Origin of the sequence: Microbacterium sp. NPDC064942 (assembly GCF_049545525.1) — a bacterium.
GTDB classification, from domain to species: domain Bacteria; phylum Actinomycetota; class Actinomycetes; order Actinomycetales; family Microbacteriaceae; genus Microbacterium; species Microbacterium gawkjiense.
Genome location: NZ_JBMWDR010000001.1, coordinates 677,887 through 694,781, shown reverse-complemented (window position 1 = coordinate 694,781; position 16,895 = coordinate 677,887). Strand labels below are relative to the sequence as shown.

8 protein-coding genes are annotated in these 16,895 nt (G+C 73.0%); 2 read left to right on the top strand and 6 right to left on the bottom strand.

Going from position 1 to position 16,895, the window contains the following annotated elements:
• Positions 1–12: 12 nt before the first annotated feature.
• Together ACPEH2_RS03295 and ACPEH2_RS03290 are read right to left on the bottom strand one after the other, a co-directional pair.
• Positions 13–2,931, bottom strand: a complete 2,919-nt coding sequence (locus ACPEH2_RS03295) for a UPF0182 family protein (protein ID WP_217530215.1) — start codon at positions 2,929–2,931, stop codon at positions 13–15.
• A gap of 84 nt (positions 2,932–3,015) precedes the next feature.
• Positions 3,016–4,152, bottom strand: coding sequence for a YlbL family protein (locus tag ACPEH2_RS03290; RefSeq protein ID WP_423718253.1), 1,137 nt, complete (start codon positions 4,150–4,152; stop codon positions 3,016–3,018).
• Positions 4,153–4,278: 126 nt separating this feature from the next.
• On the opposite strand from ACPEH2_RS03290, the gene ACPEH2_RS03285 reads away from it, so the two are divergent.
• The gene (locus tag ACPEH2_RS03285) at positions 4,279–5,697 is read left to right on the top strand and encodes a zinc-dependent metalloprotease (RefSeq protein WP_253034173.1); all 1,419 of its coding nucleotides are present in this window, start codon (positions 4,279–4,281) and stop codon (positions 5,695–5,697) included.
• 787 nt (positions 5,698–6,484) lie between these two features.
• Here the strand turns inward: ACPEH2_RS03285 and ACPEH2_RS03280 are convergent.
• Together ACPEH2_RS03280 and nudC are read right to left on the bottom strand one after the other, a co-directional pair.
• On the bottom strand, positions 6,485–8,197 hold the full coding sequence (locus ACPEH2_RS03280) for an ATP-dependent helicase (RefSeq protein ID WP_064001830.1): 1,713 nt from the start codon (positions 8,195–8,197) through the stop codon (positions 6,485–6,487).
• The gene (gene nudC / locus ACPEH2_RS03275) at positions 8,194–9,096 is read right to left on the bottom strand and encodes an NAD(+) diphosphatase (protein WP_423718252.1); all 903 of its coding nucleotides are present in this window, start codon (positions 9,094–9,096) and stop codon (positions 8,194–8,196) included. The genes ACPEH2_RS03280 and nudC overlap by 4 nt, the downstream gene beginning before the upstream one ends.
• A 64-nt stretch (positions 9,097–9,160) precedes the next feature.
• Between nudC and ACPEH2_RS03270 the strand changes: the two genes are divergently transcribed.
• On the top strand, positions 9,161–10,399 hold the full coding sequence (locus tag ACPEH2_RS03270) for a phosphotransferase (RefSeq protein WP_423718251.1): 1,239 nt from the start codon (positions 9,161–9,163) through the stop codon (positions 10,397–10,399).
• Positions 10,400–10,423: 24 nt separating this feature from the next.
• Here the strand turns inward: ACPEH2_RS03270 and ACPEH2_RS03265 are convergent, their stop codons facing one another.
• Complete coding sequence (locus tag ACPEH2_RS03265; RefSeq protein ID WP_423718250.1) at positions 10,424–13,705, bottom strand: UvrD-helicase domain-containing protein; 3,282 nt, start codon at positions 13,703–13,705, stop codon at positions 10,424–10,426.
• Positions 13,702–16,779, bottom strand: coding sequence for an ATP-dependent helicase (locus ACPEH2_RS03260; protein ID WP_423718249.1), 3,078 nt, complete (start codon positions 16,777–16,779; stop codon positions 13,702–13,704). Before ACPEH2_RS03260 ends, ACPEH2_RS03265 begins: the two co-directional genes overlap by 4 nt.
• Positions 16,780–16,895: the final 116 nt, after the last annotated feature.

Here is a 16,895-nt window from a genome sequence, read left to right as displayed (position 1 = left end):
GATCGGTCGGGGTCACTCCCCGTCGAGCTGGATGAGCCGGTCGATGATGTTGGTGAGCCGCTCATCCTGCTCGCCGTAGGCGGCCCAGTCGCCCTTCTGCATCGCATCATCGCGGGCGAGCATGACCTCGCGCGCCTCCTGCAGCAGGCGAGCGGTCTCGTCGCCGACACCGACCGGCGGCGTGGAGGTGCCGTCCGTCGGCTCCGGCGACGGGGTTGCGCCGGGTGTCGCCGACGGCGTCGGGGTCGTCCCGTCGTCGCCCGCGGTCGCGCCGGAGTCGCCGCCGAAGAGCCTGTCGAGTGCCTGCTGGAGGGTGTCCTCGAACGCGACCTGCTTGCCGAAGGAGACGAGGATCTTCCGCAGCTGCGGCAACTGCGTTCCGCTGGAGGCCTGCACGAAGACCGGCTGCACGTACAGCAGGCCGCCGCCGACGGGCAGGGTCAGCAGGTTGCCGTTCAGGACGTCCGACTGGCCCTGCTGCAGCAGGTTGACCTCACGAGCGACGCTCGCGTTCGAGCGGAACTCGTTCTGCACCTGTCCGGGACCGGGAACGGACACGTCCGCCCCGATCTCGAGCATGCGGAGCGTGCCGTAGTCCTCGCCCTTCTTGCCGGCCTCGGAGCCCGCGTTGGAGTCCACCGCGAGGTAACCGAGCAGCACGTTCCGCTCGTCCTCACCGACCGAGGCGGGGATGAACGAGGTGAACATCGAGAACGAGGGCTTGTCCTGCCCCGGCATCTGCATCGTCAGGTAGTACGGCGGCTGCAGGTTCGCCGGCGTCACCGGGTCCTGCGGCGTGCGCCACGCGTTGTCGCGACGGATGAAGGACTGCGCGTCGTCGACGTGGTATGTCCCGAGCATGGCGCGCTGCACCTTGAACAGGTCCGTCGGGTAGCGCACGTGGCTCATGAGGTCGCCGGACATCTCGCTCACCGGCTTCAGCGTCGACGGGTAGATGTTCTGCCACGCCTTCAGCAGCGGGTCCTGGTCGTCCCACGCGTACAGCGTCACCGAACCGTCGTAGGCGTCGACGGTCGCCTTCACCGAGTTGCGGATGTAGTTGACGTCGTCGAGCGCGACGCGCGGCTGCGTGTTGGTCGTGTCCGAGATCGCATCCCGCAGGCTCACGATCGAGGAGTACGGGTAGTTGTTGCTGAGGGTGTAGCCGTCGATGATCCACACGACACGACCGTCGACGACGCTCGGGTAGGGGTCGCTGTCGAGCTCGAGGTACGGCGCCACCTTCTGCACGCGATCGCGCGGGTTGCGGTCGTAGAGGATCTGCGACTTCTCGTTGATGCCGTCGGAGAAGAGGATGTCGGTCGACTGGAACTTCAGCGCGTACAGCAACCGGTTGAAGGGGTTGCCGATGTTCGGGCCGCCGTCGCCCGCGAACGTCGTACGGGTCTGGTCGGCGCCGTCCTCACCGCGGGGGTAGTCCAGCTCGACGGGGTCGCTGCCCTCGGGGGCTCCGACGATCGAGTACGGCGGCGACGACTCGCCGAAGTAGATGCGCGGTTCGTACTCCTCGTTCTGCGTGAGGTCGCCCGCGGTCGGGATGCCGCGCTCGAGGAAGACGGGGTTGCCGTCGTCCGTGCGCTCGTTGCCCTTGGCCGCGACGACACCGTAACCGTGCGTGTAGACGAGGGTGTTGTTGTACCAGGACTGCGCGGTGCCCAGCTGGTCGAGGTTGAGCTCGCGCACCGAGACGACGGCATCCTGCGTCTTGCCGTCGATCTCGTACCGGTCGACGTCGAGCGGGTTCTGGAACTGGTAGTACGAGCGGTACTGCTCGAGCTGGCGCACCGTCGGACCGATGATGGCGGGGTCCATGATACGGATCGACGCCGTGGTGTCGGCGTCCGCGCGGAGCTGCCCCTGTTCGGCGGTCGTGACCGCCTCGTACGGGGTCTTCTCGAGCCCATTGATGCCGTAGGCGAACTTCGTCGCCTCGAGGTTCCGCTCCACGTAGGGCGCTTCGTAGGTCTCGAGGTTCGGCGCCACCTGGAACTGGCTCACCGCCCACGGGTAGGCGACGCCCACCACGAGCGAGGAGACGATCAGGAGCGCGGTGCCGATGAGCGGGAAGCGCCAGCGGCCGATGATCGCGGTGACGATGAACAGCGCCGCGACAATGGCGGCGGCGACGGAGAGGATCGCAAGTCCCGGGATGACCGCGTTGACGTCGACGTAGCTCGCGCCGGTGAAGCGCTCGCCCTGCGTCGTGAGGGTCTTGTACTGGTCGAGCCACAGGCTCACGGCCTGCACGGCGAGGTAGAGCGCCGCGACGATGGCCAGCTGGATGCGGGCGGCCTTCGAGATGCGCAGCTCGCGCTGGCCGACGCGCACCGATCCGTAGAGGTAGGAGACGACGACGGTGACGAGCAGGCAGATGAGCAGGACGGCCGAGGCGAACCCGAGGACGACGCTGTAGAACGGCATCTGGAACAGGTAGAACCCGGTGTCCAGACCGAACTGCGGGTCCTTCTGGCCGGTGGAGACGCCGTTCGCCCAGAGCCAGACCGTCTCCCACTGCGCGGAGGCCGCGAACCCGGCGAAGAAGCCGAAGAAGACCGGGATGCCCCACATCGCCAGGCGTCGCAGCGGTTCGACGACCTCCTGGTAGTGGTCGAGCTGCGAGCTGAGTCGCGCGTAGACCGGACGGAGCCGGTAGGCGAGCTGGATGGCCGCGAACACCGGCAGCGCCATCGCGGCGAAGCCGACGAGGAACATGACCACGCGGGCGGTCCACTGCGTCACCAGGACGCCGTCGAAACCGAGTTGCCGGTACCACTGCCAGTCGGTGTACAGGCCCGCGAACGCGAAGAACGCGATCACCAGGACGACGAGCACGCCGACGGTGATGGCGATCGTGCGACGAACAGGATTCGGAGGGGTGGACGTGGCAGGCCCGGCAGGTGTCGAGGTCACCCTTTCATCCTAGGCGGGGGTCATCGGGCGCACGGCCGGGGCGCGGTGCGCTCTGGGCGGAATCGCAGGGGCGGGATGCCGCGCTCAGCCGACCGTGCACACGGGCAGGTCGTCGACGCCCTCCCCCGTGCGGATGGCGTCGAGGGCGGCGAGCGAGTCGTCCAGGGTCGCGACCGGGATGACGCGCAGGTCACCCGGGATCTGCCCGACGACCTCGTCGCAGTTGCGCTGCGGGGCGAGGAAGTAGTCCGCACCGGCATCCAGCGCTCCGTAGAGCTTCTGACGGATGCCGCCGATCGGACCGATCGTGCCGGCCGAGTCGATCGTGCCGGTGCCGGCGACCTGCTCGCCGCCGTTGAGCTCGCCGGGGGTCAGGGTGTCGATGATGCCGAGGGCGAACATCTGACCGGCGCTCGGACCGCCGATGCGGTCGAGCTGGATCGTCACGTCGATCGGGAAGTCGAAGTCGCGAGCCGTCGTGATCCCGATGATCCAGACCGGGCCGTCCGCCGTCTCGCTGCGCACCGGGGTGACCGAGACCGTGCGCTCGGCGTCCCCTCGTCGGATGACGAGCTCGACCGGGTCGCCGCCGCCGTCGTTGATGACGGAGCGGAGCTGCGCCGTGTCGCCGATCGGAGTCCCGTCGGCGCTCACGATCTCGTCGCCGACCTCGAGGATCCCGCTCGAGGGTGAGTCCTCCGTGAGGGCGCCGACGCCGACGTGCGAGCGGACCTCATAGCCGAGCTGCGTGAGCGCCGCCGCCGTCGCCTCCTTCTGCGAGTCGACCATCAGGGCGGCGTTCTCCTCGTTGCGCTGCTCGGTGGTCGTCCCGGCGGGGAACACCTGGTCGATCGGCAGGACCGCCTGGGACGGGTCGAACCACACCATCGCCAGCTCGAACCACGACGGGGTGCGTTCGCGGTTCCCGGCGATCTGCACGGTGGTGAGGTCGAGGGCACCGGCCGTCGGATAGGTCTCCGCGCCGCGGACGGAGATGAGCGGGACCTCCTCACCGTCGGTGTTCTCGGCCGAACCGAGGGTGTTGACGACGGGTCCCTGGCGCTGGATGACGAACCCGGTCGGGAGGAAGCTCAGCACCAGGAGCGCCACCAACGCGATCACGAGCGCCCAGACGCCCACGGAGAAGCGACGTGACCCGCTGGAGCGCCGCGGGTCGGTGGAGCGCGACGGGGTGGCGGTGGCGTCCTCGAAAAGCGACACGCGGGTCCTTCCTCCGGCGCTCGTTCGCGGCCGGCGTACACGGGATGTCTCCCGCTCGGACCGGGCGGAGAAAACCTGCCATTAGCGTAGAACGAGACGTCTCCCCCCTGCTGAAAGGCGCCTGACATGACCGATGACGCGGACCGGACCGGCGACGATCTGCCCGGCGACGACGACCTCGCCGAGATGCTCCGCCGGATGCTGGGCGGTCAGGGCGGGATCGACCCCGACCAGCTGCGGCAGCTGTCGGGGATGGGGATCGACCCGGCCATGATGCAGAGCATCATGCGCCAGTTGCAGGCGGCGATGGCGGGAGCCGACGGCGACGACGGCGTGGACTGGTCGGCGGCGAAGACGCAGGCACTCCACATCGCCAACCGCGACGGACTCGGGATCACGGCGGGGGCGCGCACCGAATTCGACCAGGCCTTCGCGCTGGCCTCGCTCTGGCTCAGCGAGGCGACGACGATCGGCGAGCTGGCCCAGACGCCCCGCCCGATCACCCGCGGGCAGTGGGTCGAGGCGACGCTCCCCGTGTGGCAGGAACTCGCCGAGCCGGTGGCGACCTCGATCAGCGACGCCCTCATGGCGGCGCTCGAGTCGCAGACCCCGGAGGAGATGCGTCCGGCCATCGAGGGCGCCGGCCGCCTGATGCGCCGCGTCGGCGGGGCGCTGTTCGCCGGCCAGCTGGGCGCGGTGATCGGCAAGCTCTCGCTTGAGGTGGTCAGCGGCGGCGATGTCGGCATCCCGCTCATGCCCACCGGCGAGGCCGCGATCCTGCCACAGAACTTCGCCGACTTCGGACGCGACCTCGAGATCGAGGAGGACCAGCTCGCCCTCGTCCTCGCCACCCGCGAGCTCGCCCACGCACGCCTGTTCCGTCACGCGAAGTGGCTGCGCCTGCACGTCATCTCGCAGGTGACCGACTTCGCGCGCGGCGTCCACGTCGACACCGACGCGCTCGAGGACCTCGCGTCACGGTTCGACCCGTCCTCCCCCGACGAGCTGAAGGCCGCGATCGAGAGCGGCGCCCTGCTGCCGCAGCGCTCCGAGGCGCAGGTCGCGGCCCTGACCCGGCTCGAGAACCTGCTCGCGACCATCGAAGGCTGGGTCGACGTCGTCACGGCGGACGCGACCACCCGCGTGCCCTCCGCCGACCGCATCGCCGAGGCGGTCCGCCGTCGCCGGGCCGTCGGAGGTCCTGCCGAGCAGGCGATGGCGTCGCTCGTCGGCCTCGAGCTCCGTCCGCGACGACTCCGGGAGGCCGCGGCCATGTGGCGCGCCGTGACGGATGCCGTCGGCTCCGCTGCTCGCGACGGTCTCTGGGACTACCCCGACCTGATGCCCACGGCCGAGGACATCGACGAACCGGCGGGACTCATCGCGCGACTGCAGGCGCGTCAGCGGGGCGAGGAGCCCGAGCGCGACGCGTTCGACGACGCGCTCGAGGCGCTGCTCGACGAAGAGGCCGGCGGACAGGACGACCCGACCACGGGCGACGCCGCGGGCGGGGACGACGGTCCCACCGGGCCGCGCCCCGTCTGACCCGCGCCTCCTCCACAGCCCCCGCCCGCGCCCTCGGCACGACGGGTCTGTGGAGGGCACACCCGACGGTGACGGCATCCCGGCCAGAATCGCGGCATGCTGCGTCTCGCCCCCTCCCACCCGCCGCTGTGGCGCACCCCCACCAGCGTGCAACTCGGCATCGACGACGAGCGCCCGCTCACGGGCCTGCAGCCCTGGCAGGAACGTCTGCTCGACGCGCTGGTCGACGGCATCCCGGACGGTCGCCTCGTGCCGCTCGCGCGGGAACTGGGCGCGGGTCCGGATGAGGCGAACGCCTTCCTCAGCCGCATCCAGGACGCTCTGGTCGCCGACGCCGCGCCGGTCCCGCCGATCCGCATCGAGCTGCCCGCCGACCTCGGCCACGACGACGAGACGACCCTCGTGGCGGGCCTCGCGGCCGCGGGTCTGGAGATCGACGCGTGCGAGCGGTGGGCCCTGCCGCCCGGGCCGGGCCCGGTCGTGGTCGTCGCCGCTCAGCTGATGGATCCGCACCGCGCGGCGCGCCTCACGGCGGAGGACACCCCGCATCTGCCGATCGAACTCGCCGGCGACCGCGTTGTCGTCGGCCCGCTCGTCGTGCCGGGCCGGACGGCCTGTATCGCGTGCCTCCACGCCGACCGGTGCGACCGCGACGCGGGCTGGCCGCTCGTCGCGGCTCAGCTGCTCGCGCGCCCGTCCGTCGCGACCGAGCCGCTCCTGCTCGTCGAGGCGGCGGCGCTGGCCGCCCGATTGCTGCGCACGGGCGACGCGGGACGGTCGGTCGTCCTCACCGCGGCGGACGGACAGCGCGAGACCCGCGCGCACCGCCCTCACGCAGCGTGCCTCTGCCGATCTCCTGAAGGAATCTGGAGCGCTGACGCTCCCGGTTCCCCGACCGTCGAGCCCACGAGAGCGACAGCGTACGCGCGGCCCGCGTGACACCCACGTAGGTCAGACGACGCTCCTCGTCGATCTGCTCGAAACTCGTCGCGTACGAGATCGGGAGCAACCCCTCGCTGAGGCCCATGAGGTGCACGTGCGGCCACTCGAGACCCTTCGCGGCGTGCAGCGTCGCGAGGGTCACCGTCCGCATCGTCGGCTCGTGCTGCGCCTTGGCGCGTGCCGTCAGCTCGTCGGTGAACGCGCGGAGCGTCGTGCCCTCGGGCGCCTCCTCGGCGAGGCGGAGCACGGCGGCGCGCGCCTCCCAGGCGTCGCGCAACGCCCCGCCCGCCGGCGGCGCCTCGTCGGTCAGCCCCAGCGACCGGAGGACGTCGCGGACGGTCGCGAGGAACGATCCCGACAGCGGCGCCACGGAGGCGCCGCGCAGGGCGAGGAGGGCCTGGCGCACCTCGGGCAGGTCCCAGAACCGCTTGCCGCCGAGGACGGTGGCGGGGATGCCGCGGGCCGAGAGCGCGGCCAGCAGCGGCGCCGATTGCGCGTTCAGCCGGTACAGGACGGCCACGTCGTGCGGGTCGACTCCGGAGGCGAGCTGCGCGGCGATCCGCGCGGCGATACCCTCCGCCTCCGCGGCGTCGTCGTCGTACGCGGTGACCTCGGGGGCGGGCCCGGCGGGCGCGGGGGTCGAGAGCTGCAGTGCCCCGGGGCGCCCGCGCATCAGCTCGTTGGCGACCGCGAGGACCGCGGCATCCGATCGGTAGTTGCGCTCCAGGCGCACGACCGTCACGTCGTCGTCCCGGGTGGCGAAGTCCAGGAGGTAGCGGGGGTCGGCGCCGGCGAAGGAGTAGATCGTCTGGCTCGCGTCGCCGACGACGCAGAGGTCGCGGCGATCGCCGAGCCACAGCTCCAGCAGCCGGTTCTGCACCGGGGACACGTCCTGGAACTCGTCGACCGTGAAGTGCCGGTACTGCTCGTGGACGGCGGCGGCGACCCGCGGCTCCGACTCGATCATGCCCGCGCACGCGAGCAGCACGTCCTCGAAGTCGAGCTGACGCCGCTCGTCCTTCAGCTTCTCGTAGGCGCGCTGCAGGGCGATGAGGGGGTCCAGGGCCAGACCCGGGATGCCGCCGGGGCGGTCGACCGCGTACTGCTCGATCGAGCGCATTGTGACCTTGCGCCATTCGATCTGCGACGCGACGTCGCGGAGGGTGGAGGCATCCAGCCGCAGACCGATCCCGTCGGCGGCATGCGAGAGCAGTCGCACCTTGCTGTCGACGATCGCGGGAGCGGTGTCGCGCGCCACCTGCGGCCAGAAGAAGTTGAGCTGCGCGAGCGCGGCGGCGTGGAAGGTGCGCGCGGCCACACCCTCGACGCCGAGGGCGCGCAGCCGGCCACGGAGTTCACCGGCGGCCTTCGTCGTGAAGGTCACGGCCATGACGCGTTGCGGCGAGTACGCGCCGGTGTCGACGCCGTGGGCGATCCGGTGGGTGATGACCCGCGTCTTGCCGGTCCCCGCGCCGGCGAGCACGCAGACGTGCCCGCGCAGCGTCGACGCCGCTTCGCGTTGCCGCTCGTCCAGGTCCGCGAGGGGGTCGACGCTCACTCCCCCACCCACCGCAGGATGAGGCTGCGCGCGATGGACGCACGGCCGGGCAGGCGGATCTCCCCTCGACCGGCGAGGGCGTCACGGATCTCATCGCGGGTGAACCAGCGGACGTCGAGGATCTCCTCGCCGTCGGCGCGGGCCTCCGCATCCGCGACGGCGTGGGCGGTGAAGCCGAGCATGAGCGAGCGCGGGTAGGGCCACGCCTGCGACCCGCGGTACACGATCCGATCGAGACGGACGCCGGCCTCCTCCGCGACCTCACGCTCGACGGTCGTCTCCAGCGATTCGCCGGCCTCGACGAACCCGGCGAACGTCGAATAGGTGGGGATGTCGCCCCAGGCCGCGTTCCGGCCGAGCAGCAGACGCTCGCCGTCGGCGCTCGCGACGGCCACGATCACGGCGGGATCCGTCCGCGGGAAGTGCTGCCGGCCGCACTGCAGGCAGCGTCGGGACCAGCCGGCCTGCTCGACGCGCGTCTCTCCGCCGCACGCGGGGCAGAACGGCGCGTCGATCAACCACCGGCCGATGCTCAGTCCCTGCACGAAGCGTCCGGCCTCGTCGGCGTCGAGGTCGCCGCCCACCGCGCGGAGCCCCGCCCACTCGACGCCCGGGATCACGGGCTCGTCCGCGGATGCCGGGAGCGCTGCGACGACGGCGGGGCGGCGCGCGTCGTCGCGGCCGAGGAAGGCCCATGCGGCTCCGTCCGGGACGGCGTCGGGGGCGACCCACTGCAGCGTCACCGGGCTCCCGACGGGGGCGCGGTCCCCGTGCAGCAGCAAAACGCGGGTGTCGGCATCGGTACGGATGCGGTCGAGCAGACCGTCGTCGAGTCGCTCCTGCGCCGCACGGTCGATGACCGCGCGCGCCAGGGGCGGCGGGACGTCCTTCGTCGTCATCGAGGACCTCTCTTGCGGGCGTGGCGCCGGTGCGCGGGGGCGTGCCCCGCCTACCCTGGGGGGCATGGCACGCTCTCCTCTCACTCTAGCCGCGGCTGCCACGGCGGCTCTCTCGCAGGCGACGGGTGTGCGCACGGCCATCACGGGCGCCGCGGCCCTCACCGAGGGAGCGGGCCGGCGTTTCGACAGCGCCGTCGTCCACCTCGACGACGGCTCTCGCCTCGTGGTGCGTGTCCCCGAGAGCGACGAGGCCGAAGCCGAGGCCGTCCGAGAGACGACGGCGCTGGCCGCCCTCACGGCGGGGGTCCGCGCCATGCTGCCCTTCCGGGCTCCCGAGCACGTCGGACAGGCGCGCCTCGGCACCCGCACGGCCCGCGTACAGACCTACCTGCCGGGCTACCGGGTCGATGCCGCGCACGTTCCGCCGGGTCGCGGGGTGGCGACCGCCCTCGCGGCGGCGATCGCCGGCATCCACGACCTGCCGACCTCGATCGTGCAGGGCGCGGGGCTCCCCGCCCGCACCGCGGCGCAGGTCCGCACCGACACCGAGCGCCTGCTCGACCGCGCCGAGGCGACGGGCCGTCTGCCGTTCGGCCTGCTCCGCCGCTGGAGCCGCGCCGTCGCCCTCGACGCGCTCTGGAACGTCGAGCCCACCGTCACCCTGGGCGGCGTCGACCCGTCCGCCTTCACCCTGACCGACGTCGACGGGGTGCCGACGGTCTCGGGGCTGCTGACGTGGGGCGGCCTGAGCATCGGGGACCCGGCCGAGGACCTGCGCTGGATCGCGAGCGCTCCCGACGCGGCATCCGACGTCGTCGTCGCCTACAGCGCCGCCGCCGGCCGCTCCCCCGACACCATGCTCGCCGAGCGGGCCCGCCTGCACGCCGAGCTCGAGTTCGCGAAGTGGCTCGTCCACGGACACGATTCCGCCTCCGAGACGGTGACCGCGGATGCCGTGGCGCTGCTCGAGTCGCTGGACGAGAGCGTCCGCGACGAACCGCCGATCGGCAGCGGGACGATCAGCGTCGACGACGCCATCGCCGCGCTCGGGCGCGTCCCCGCCGGCGCGGCCGAGGCCGTCGACACCTCGATGCATACCGACGCCTACGACCCCGGTCTCATCGACGGCCTCCTCGACGAGGACGCCGAGGCCGCGCCGGCAGCGTCGGACACCGTCGACCAGGAGACCGAGCCGATCGAGTTCAGCGACTGGCCGGGAACCGACGACGCACCCGCCGCCGAGGAGAGCGATCCCGACGACGCCGCGAAGAACGCGCTGCGCCGGTGGACGGGCACGGCCTGACCCCTCCCCGGACCGCCCACCGGTTCAGCCGCGCAGGATGAGTCCGTCGGCGACGTAGAACAGCGCGACGTCGATCCGCTCCATCGGAACGCCGTGTTTCGCGTGGTACGCCCGCCGGTAGAGCTCGAGCTGCAGCATCCGCTCCGTGCGCTCCGCCGCGGTGCGGGGCGGGCGCCCGGTCTTCCAGTCCACGATCTCGATCCGGTCGCCCCGGCGGTAGACGGCGTCGAGCTTGCAGATGACGACGTGCGGCCGGCCGTCGCCGAGCGGATCCGGTTCGACGAAGTCGATCTCGGTCTCGACCTCGATCGGCTGCAGGTCCCCCCACTCCGAGGCGAGGAACGCCTCGCGCAGCCGGTCGAGCGCCTCGGCGTCCGCCGGCGACGCCGAGGTCGCGTCCTCGTCGTCGTCCCAGAGGACGTCGTCGGCCGACCGCGCGCGGCCCACCAGTCCGGAACGCTGCTCGACCCACGCGTGGAAGAGCGTGCCCAGCCGCGTCTGACGGTAGGGTCGCTCGGGCAGCGGCCGAGCCGCCGCGATCGCGGCCGCGCCGTAGTCCGCCACGAAGTCCTTGAACCGGGATGCCGGGATGCGCGTCGGTGCGTGCGGCGACCGCCCCGCGGCCCGCGCGGCCCGCTCGGCCAGCAGGAGCTCGAGGTCGCGCGTGGGCCTCGCCGGGGCGGTCGCCATCGCGTGCCGCACCCGCGCCGCCGCATCCCGCACCCGCGCCGACCGCGCCCCGAGCGGGTCGATCGGCCACTCGAGGGTCGCCCGCGCCCCCTCGTACGGATTCTCCGTCGTCTCCGACTCGGGCAGGGGCACCTCGAGTTCGTCCGCGATCTCACGGACGAACCGGCTCACGACGCGCGGCTTCTTCGTCCCCGCCCAGGGGGACGCCGAGATGAGCAGGTGCTCGCGCGCCCGGGTCACCGCGACGTACGCGAGCCGCCGTTCCTCGGAGAGGTGTCGCTCGCGGATGCCGTCCTTGAACGCCGCGTGCTCCCGCTTGAGATCTTGCTGCGTCGGCGCGTCGTGCGCCGACCACAGGAACGCGGGCAGCCACTCGCGGTCGCCGCGGAAGGAGTACGGCAGGACGCCGAAGCCGAGCCATCCCTGCGCATCCCGGAGTGCGGCGGGCAGCTCGTCCTCGACGGCACGGACGACGGCGACGGCATCCCATTCCAAGCCCTTGGATCCGTGGATCGTCAAGAGCTGAACGACATCGTCCTCGGGCGGCTCCGTCCGGGGCGCGAACTCGTCGATGCGCTCGGCCCGGTCGAGCCAGGCGAGCAGGCTGGGCAGCGAGCCGCGCTCGTCGGTCTGCAAGAACCCGTGCAGCTCGTCGACGAACGCGCGGAGCTGATCGGAGGCCGTACGCGCGGGTCCGCGCGACTCGTTCGCCGCGAGCTCGATGTCCAGGCGGAGCTCGTTCTCGATGAGTCGCACGAGCTCGGGGATCGGAAGCCCCGCGGCCCGGCGCAGACCCGCGAAGACGGCTCCGGCGTCGCGCAGCCGCTCCCGGGCGGCGGGGGTGAACCCGGCCAGCCACCCGTGGTCGGGCTTCTGCCGCGCGACGAAATCGAGCGCCGCGACGAGCGAACCGCCCTCGTCGCCGGCAGAGGCGCGGATGATCTCGGCGAGCTCGGTCGGCAGCGGCTGCAGGGCGGTGTCATGCCGCACCAGCCGCGCCGCGACCTGCGCGAGTTCGCGGAGGTCCGCGAGCCCCACGGACCACCGCGGGCCGGCGAGCAGCCGGATGAGCGCGGAGCCGGACCGCGGATCGCTGATGACCCGCAGCGCGGAGACGACGTCGACGACCTCCGGGGTCGAGAGCAGTCCGCCGAGCCCCAGGATGCGGTGAGGGATGCCGCGACGCCCGAGCGCGTCCGCGAAGCGCAGCATGTGCTTCTTGCTGCGCAGCAGGACCGCGCCCGTCGTCGCCCGTCCGGCGCGGTGACGCTCGCTCCGGACGTCCGCGAACCACGCCGCGACGGCATCCGCCTCGGCGTCGAGGTCGTCCTCCACCACGATGTCGACCCGCCCCGCCGGCGCCCCCGGACGGGGCCGGAGGGAACCCACCTCGACGGGCGCGTCCAGCGGAGCGAGCACCGCACCCGCGGCGCGCAGGACGTCGACGCCGTTGCGCCAACTGGTGAGGAGCGCGTAGCTGCGACCGGCGGCATCCGGGTCGAAAGAACGGGCGAAGTCGCCCAGGTTCCCCGCACTCGCCCCGCGCCAGCCGTAGATCGACTGGTGCGGGTCGCCGACGGCCATGACGGCGGTGCCCCGGAAGAGGGTCGCGAGCAGGTCGGTCTGCACGACCGACGTGTCCTGATACTCGTCCAGCAGGACGACCCGGTACCGCTCGCGCAGCTCCGCGGCCACCGCCGGATGCGACCGGACCACCTGGAGCGCCCCGGCGACCTGATCGGAGAAGTCGATGAGCCCGCGGCGGCGCTTCTCGGCCTCGTACGTCCGCGCGAGGGCGACGAGCACGGACAGGCCCGACACCTTCTCGGCCACCGTCCGCACCTCGGCGTAGACGGAGGTCCCGGCGCGCTGGCTGGGACGCTCGAGGACGTCCTGGAAGGCCGTCGAGAACGCGTCGAGGTCGTCCAGCTCGACGAGGTTGTCGACGCTGTCGCGGGCGATCCGCAGCGCCGCGTCGATGATGGTCGACGGACGCTCGGCGCGATCGGGCAGACGGGGGTCGTCGGAGGAGAGCACGACCTGCCGCATGAGCAGCCACGCCGCCGACTCGCTCATCACGACCGCCTCGGCATCACGACCGATGCGGACGGCGTTCTCGCGGACGATGGCGTCGGCGAAGCTGTTGTACGTCGACACCGCCGGCCGCTCGAGCAGGGCGTCCGCGCCGTCACCGCCGGGCGACTCGGGTGCGAGGGCGTCGAGCGCCGCACGCCGAGCGGACTCGGGAGCACCGGACCGCTCGAGCTCGCCGAACACCGCGAGCCGCCCCTCGGCGTGGAGCCGACCGAGGTGCGGGAGCAGGCCGCGCCGCTCGAACTCCCCGAGGCGACGCAGCCGCGAACCGATCCGTTCCGCGAGTTCGCCGGCGGCCTTGCGCGTGAAGGTGAGCCCCAGCACCTCGTCCCGGCGCACGAGACCGTTCGCGACGAGCCAGACGACACGACCGGCCATCGTCTCGGTCTTGCCGCTGCCGGCGCCCGCGACCACGAGCGCCGGGGCCAGCGGCGCGGAGATGACGGCCGACTGCTCCGCCGTCGGCGGGAACTGCCCGAGGGCCGCCGCAACGGCCTCGGGACTCAGGAGTGCGGGGGTCACGCCGAGCTCACCGGTCCGATCGTGTGGATGCGGCAGAGTCCGCGGGTGTGGTCGTCACGGCAGTGCTCCTCGAACGGGGCGACGAACGATGTGCCGCGCATGATACGCACCGCCTCGTCGACGCGTCCCAGGAACGCGGCCCGCGTCTCGTCGTCGAAAGGCTCCTGCCTCGGCTCGGCGTACGGGCCGTGACGGGTGCCCTTCAGGACGAGGAGTTTCGCACCCCCGGGCTCCGCTCCCGCCGCCGCGGGGATCGCACCGCGCTCGAACGCCAGCTGGTAGGCCGCGAGCTGCGGGTTCTCGAGGGCGGCGCGCTCACCCGTCGCCTCGCTGCGCCCCGTCTTCAGGTCGACGATCACGACGCGTCCGTCCCGGGTGCGTTCGACGCGGTCGATGTACCCCGAGAGGATCGCCGGGTGCGCGGCATCCGGCACCGGGAGCTCGACCTCGAAGTGCGGTTCGGCGCCGACGAGCGTCGTGCCCGCCCGCTCGGTGTCGCGCAGGTACGCGGCGAGCCGGGTCACGAGGTCCCGCGCGCGACGGCGCTCCGCCTCATCGATCCAGGGCGCCTCGAACTCCAGCTGAGACCAGCCGTCCTCGACGTACGACCACAGCGCCTCCTCGTCCGCCGTCGCGACGTGCTCGAGCGCGCCGTGCAGCAGCGTCCCGAGCCCGGCGACGGCCGTGCCGGGATCCCCGCCGAGGTCGCCGATCGCCCAGTCGAGCTGGCACTGCTCGAGGGCATGGATGCGGGAGGGCGACACGCGCAGCGGCGCGACGTCGAGATCCCGCAGCGGCGCGGTGCTGGTGGGTTCCGCGAGGCCGTACCACTGCGCCGGATGCGCGCCCGGCACACCCGCCGCGGCGAGGAGCGCGAGCTGGCCCGCGGCATCCTCCCGGTCGGACTCCGACGACCGCGGGTCGGTGAGCCGGCGGCGGTGCGCGGCGACGAGTCCCCGCAGCGTGAGGGGGTGCTCCGCCGAGCGCGGCGCCGGAGAGGCGGGCGGGAGGAGGTCGAACAGGACGCTCGGACCGGTGTCGTCGTCGTCGACGGCGGTGACGATCAACCGGGAGCGGGCGCGCGATACGGCGCGGGCGAAGAGCCGCAGCTCGTCGTGCAGCACCGCGCGACGTCGGTCGGCGGTGTCGAGGTCGGTGTCCTCCTCGGCCAACCGCGCCGTCTCGAGGAGGCTCCCTCGCAGCCGTAGGTTCGGCCAGACGCCGTCCTGCACGCCGGCGACGACGACGGTGTCGAACTCGAGGCCGAGCGCCGCGGCAGGCGTCGAGATCTGCACGCCGCTGGCGACGGTGCCGGTGCGGAGGCGATCCTCCGCGACCTCGGAGTGCAGCAGCGCGCGCAGGTGGTCGATCGGCGCGGTCCCGTCCTCCCGCTCGCCGTGCCGCTTGGCCGCTTCGAAGAGCGCCACGACGGCGTCGAGGTCGCGACGGGCCTGGTCGGCCAGCGGTCCCTGGCCGTCGGCCAGCGTGCGCAGCTGCCGCTCCAGCCCGCGCTGCTCCCACACGGTCCACAGCAGCTCGTGCGCCGTCGCGCCGGCCCGGATCTGCTCGGCGACCTCGGCCAGCGTGCGCGACAGTCGTGCGGCGCGCCGGGCCTCCGGGGTGTCCACCACGTCGAATTCCACGGGATGACGCACCCCCGACGCGAGCAGCTCGCGCGCGGACCGCTCGCCGCCGCGGCGCAGCTCCGCGTGCCGCAGCGCCGCCCGGAGCCGGCGGAGTTCGACGGGGTCGAGACCGCCGCCGACGAGCACGTCGAGCACCTCGTCGTCGCTGCGTGACTCCGCGGAGACGGCCGCGAGGTCGACCGCCCGAAGGAGATCCCGGACGATGGGCGTCTCGGCGAGGGCGCGCGCAGGCCCCACCGCCGCGGTCGGGACGTCGCGCGCCGACAGCTCCGCCTCGAGCGCCGTCACCTGTCGGGAGTCGTGCGCGATGACCGCCAGCTGCTCCCAGGGGACGCCGTCGTGGACATGCCTTTCGCGCAGCAGGCGTGCGATGAGGTCGACCTCCTCCGCTTCGGAGCGGAGTGCGAAGGCGCGCAGGCTCTCGTCGGGTTCGACCCCGACGGGCGGATGCCGGTGGGCGACCAGTCCCGCGGCGCCGATGCGCGAGGTGACCTGGGCGACGAGGTCCCGCTGGGCGGGCGTGCCGCGGTGGATGCGGTCCAGGACGTGCGTCCGCGTCGCGAGACGGGCGAAGTTCTCGGGGCGCGCGCCGCGGAAGGATCCCGAACCCACGTCGGGGTCTCCGAAGGCGAGCACGGCGATCCCCCGCCGTCGGCACGCCTCGAGCAGTTCCACGCCGCCGAGGGTCAGCTCCTGCGCGTCGTCCACGAGGATCGCCCGCAGTCCCGCCACCGCGCCGAGCGCCGGCGAGCCGGCGGGGGCGTTGCGGAGGAGACCCACCGCCTCGCGCACGAGCCCCGCCGCGTCGCGGTGGGCGCCGCGCATGCGCGCGCGGACCGAGCGGTACTCCCGCGCGAACGAGGCGAGCGACGCCCAGACCGGACGGTCCGTCGCCGCCGCGCGCGCGGCGAGTTCCTCGGGCTCGATGCCGAGCGTCGTCATCTCGGCGAGGAAGGCACGGATCTCGGCCCGGAGCCCCGGAGTGCCGCGGATGTCGGCGGGCAGCCATTCCGGCCAGCGCGACGGGCCGTCGGCCTCGTCCTCGGCGTCGCCCGCCAGCAGATCGCCGATGATCCGGTCCTCGTCGGGCCCGGTGAGCAGCTGCGGCGGTTCGTCGCCCGCGTGGACGGCGTGCGACCGGACCACCTGGTAGGCGAAGGCGGGGACGGATCGCGCGAGCGGACCGCTCGTGGCGACGCGCACGCCGACCGCGAGCCGGTCGCGCAACGCGGTCGCGGCCGTCCGTGTCGGGGTGAGCACGACGACCTCGTCGGGACGCATCCCGTCGTCGATGAGTGCGACGACGCGGGAGACGAGCGTCGCCGTCTTGCCCGATCCCGGCGCACCGATCACGACACCGGATGCCGCCGGTTCGAGACCCACGACGGCCTGCTGCGCCGTGTCGAGGGCGAACGGCAGGTCGGGCATGGGCTCCACGCTAACCGGAGCGACGGACACCCGCCCCGCAGCGCCCCGCGTGGCGCCGACGGGCCGTTCGCCGACAGCGAGCGGCCCGCGCGTCCGGGCCGGGAGCCGGTGTCGTA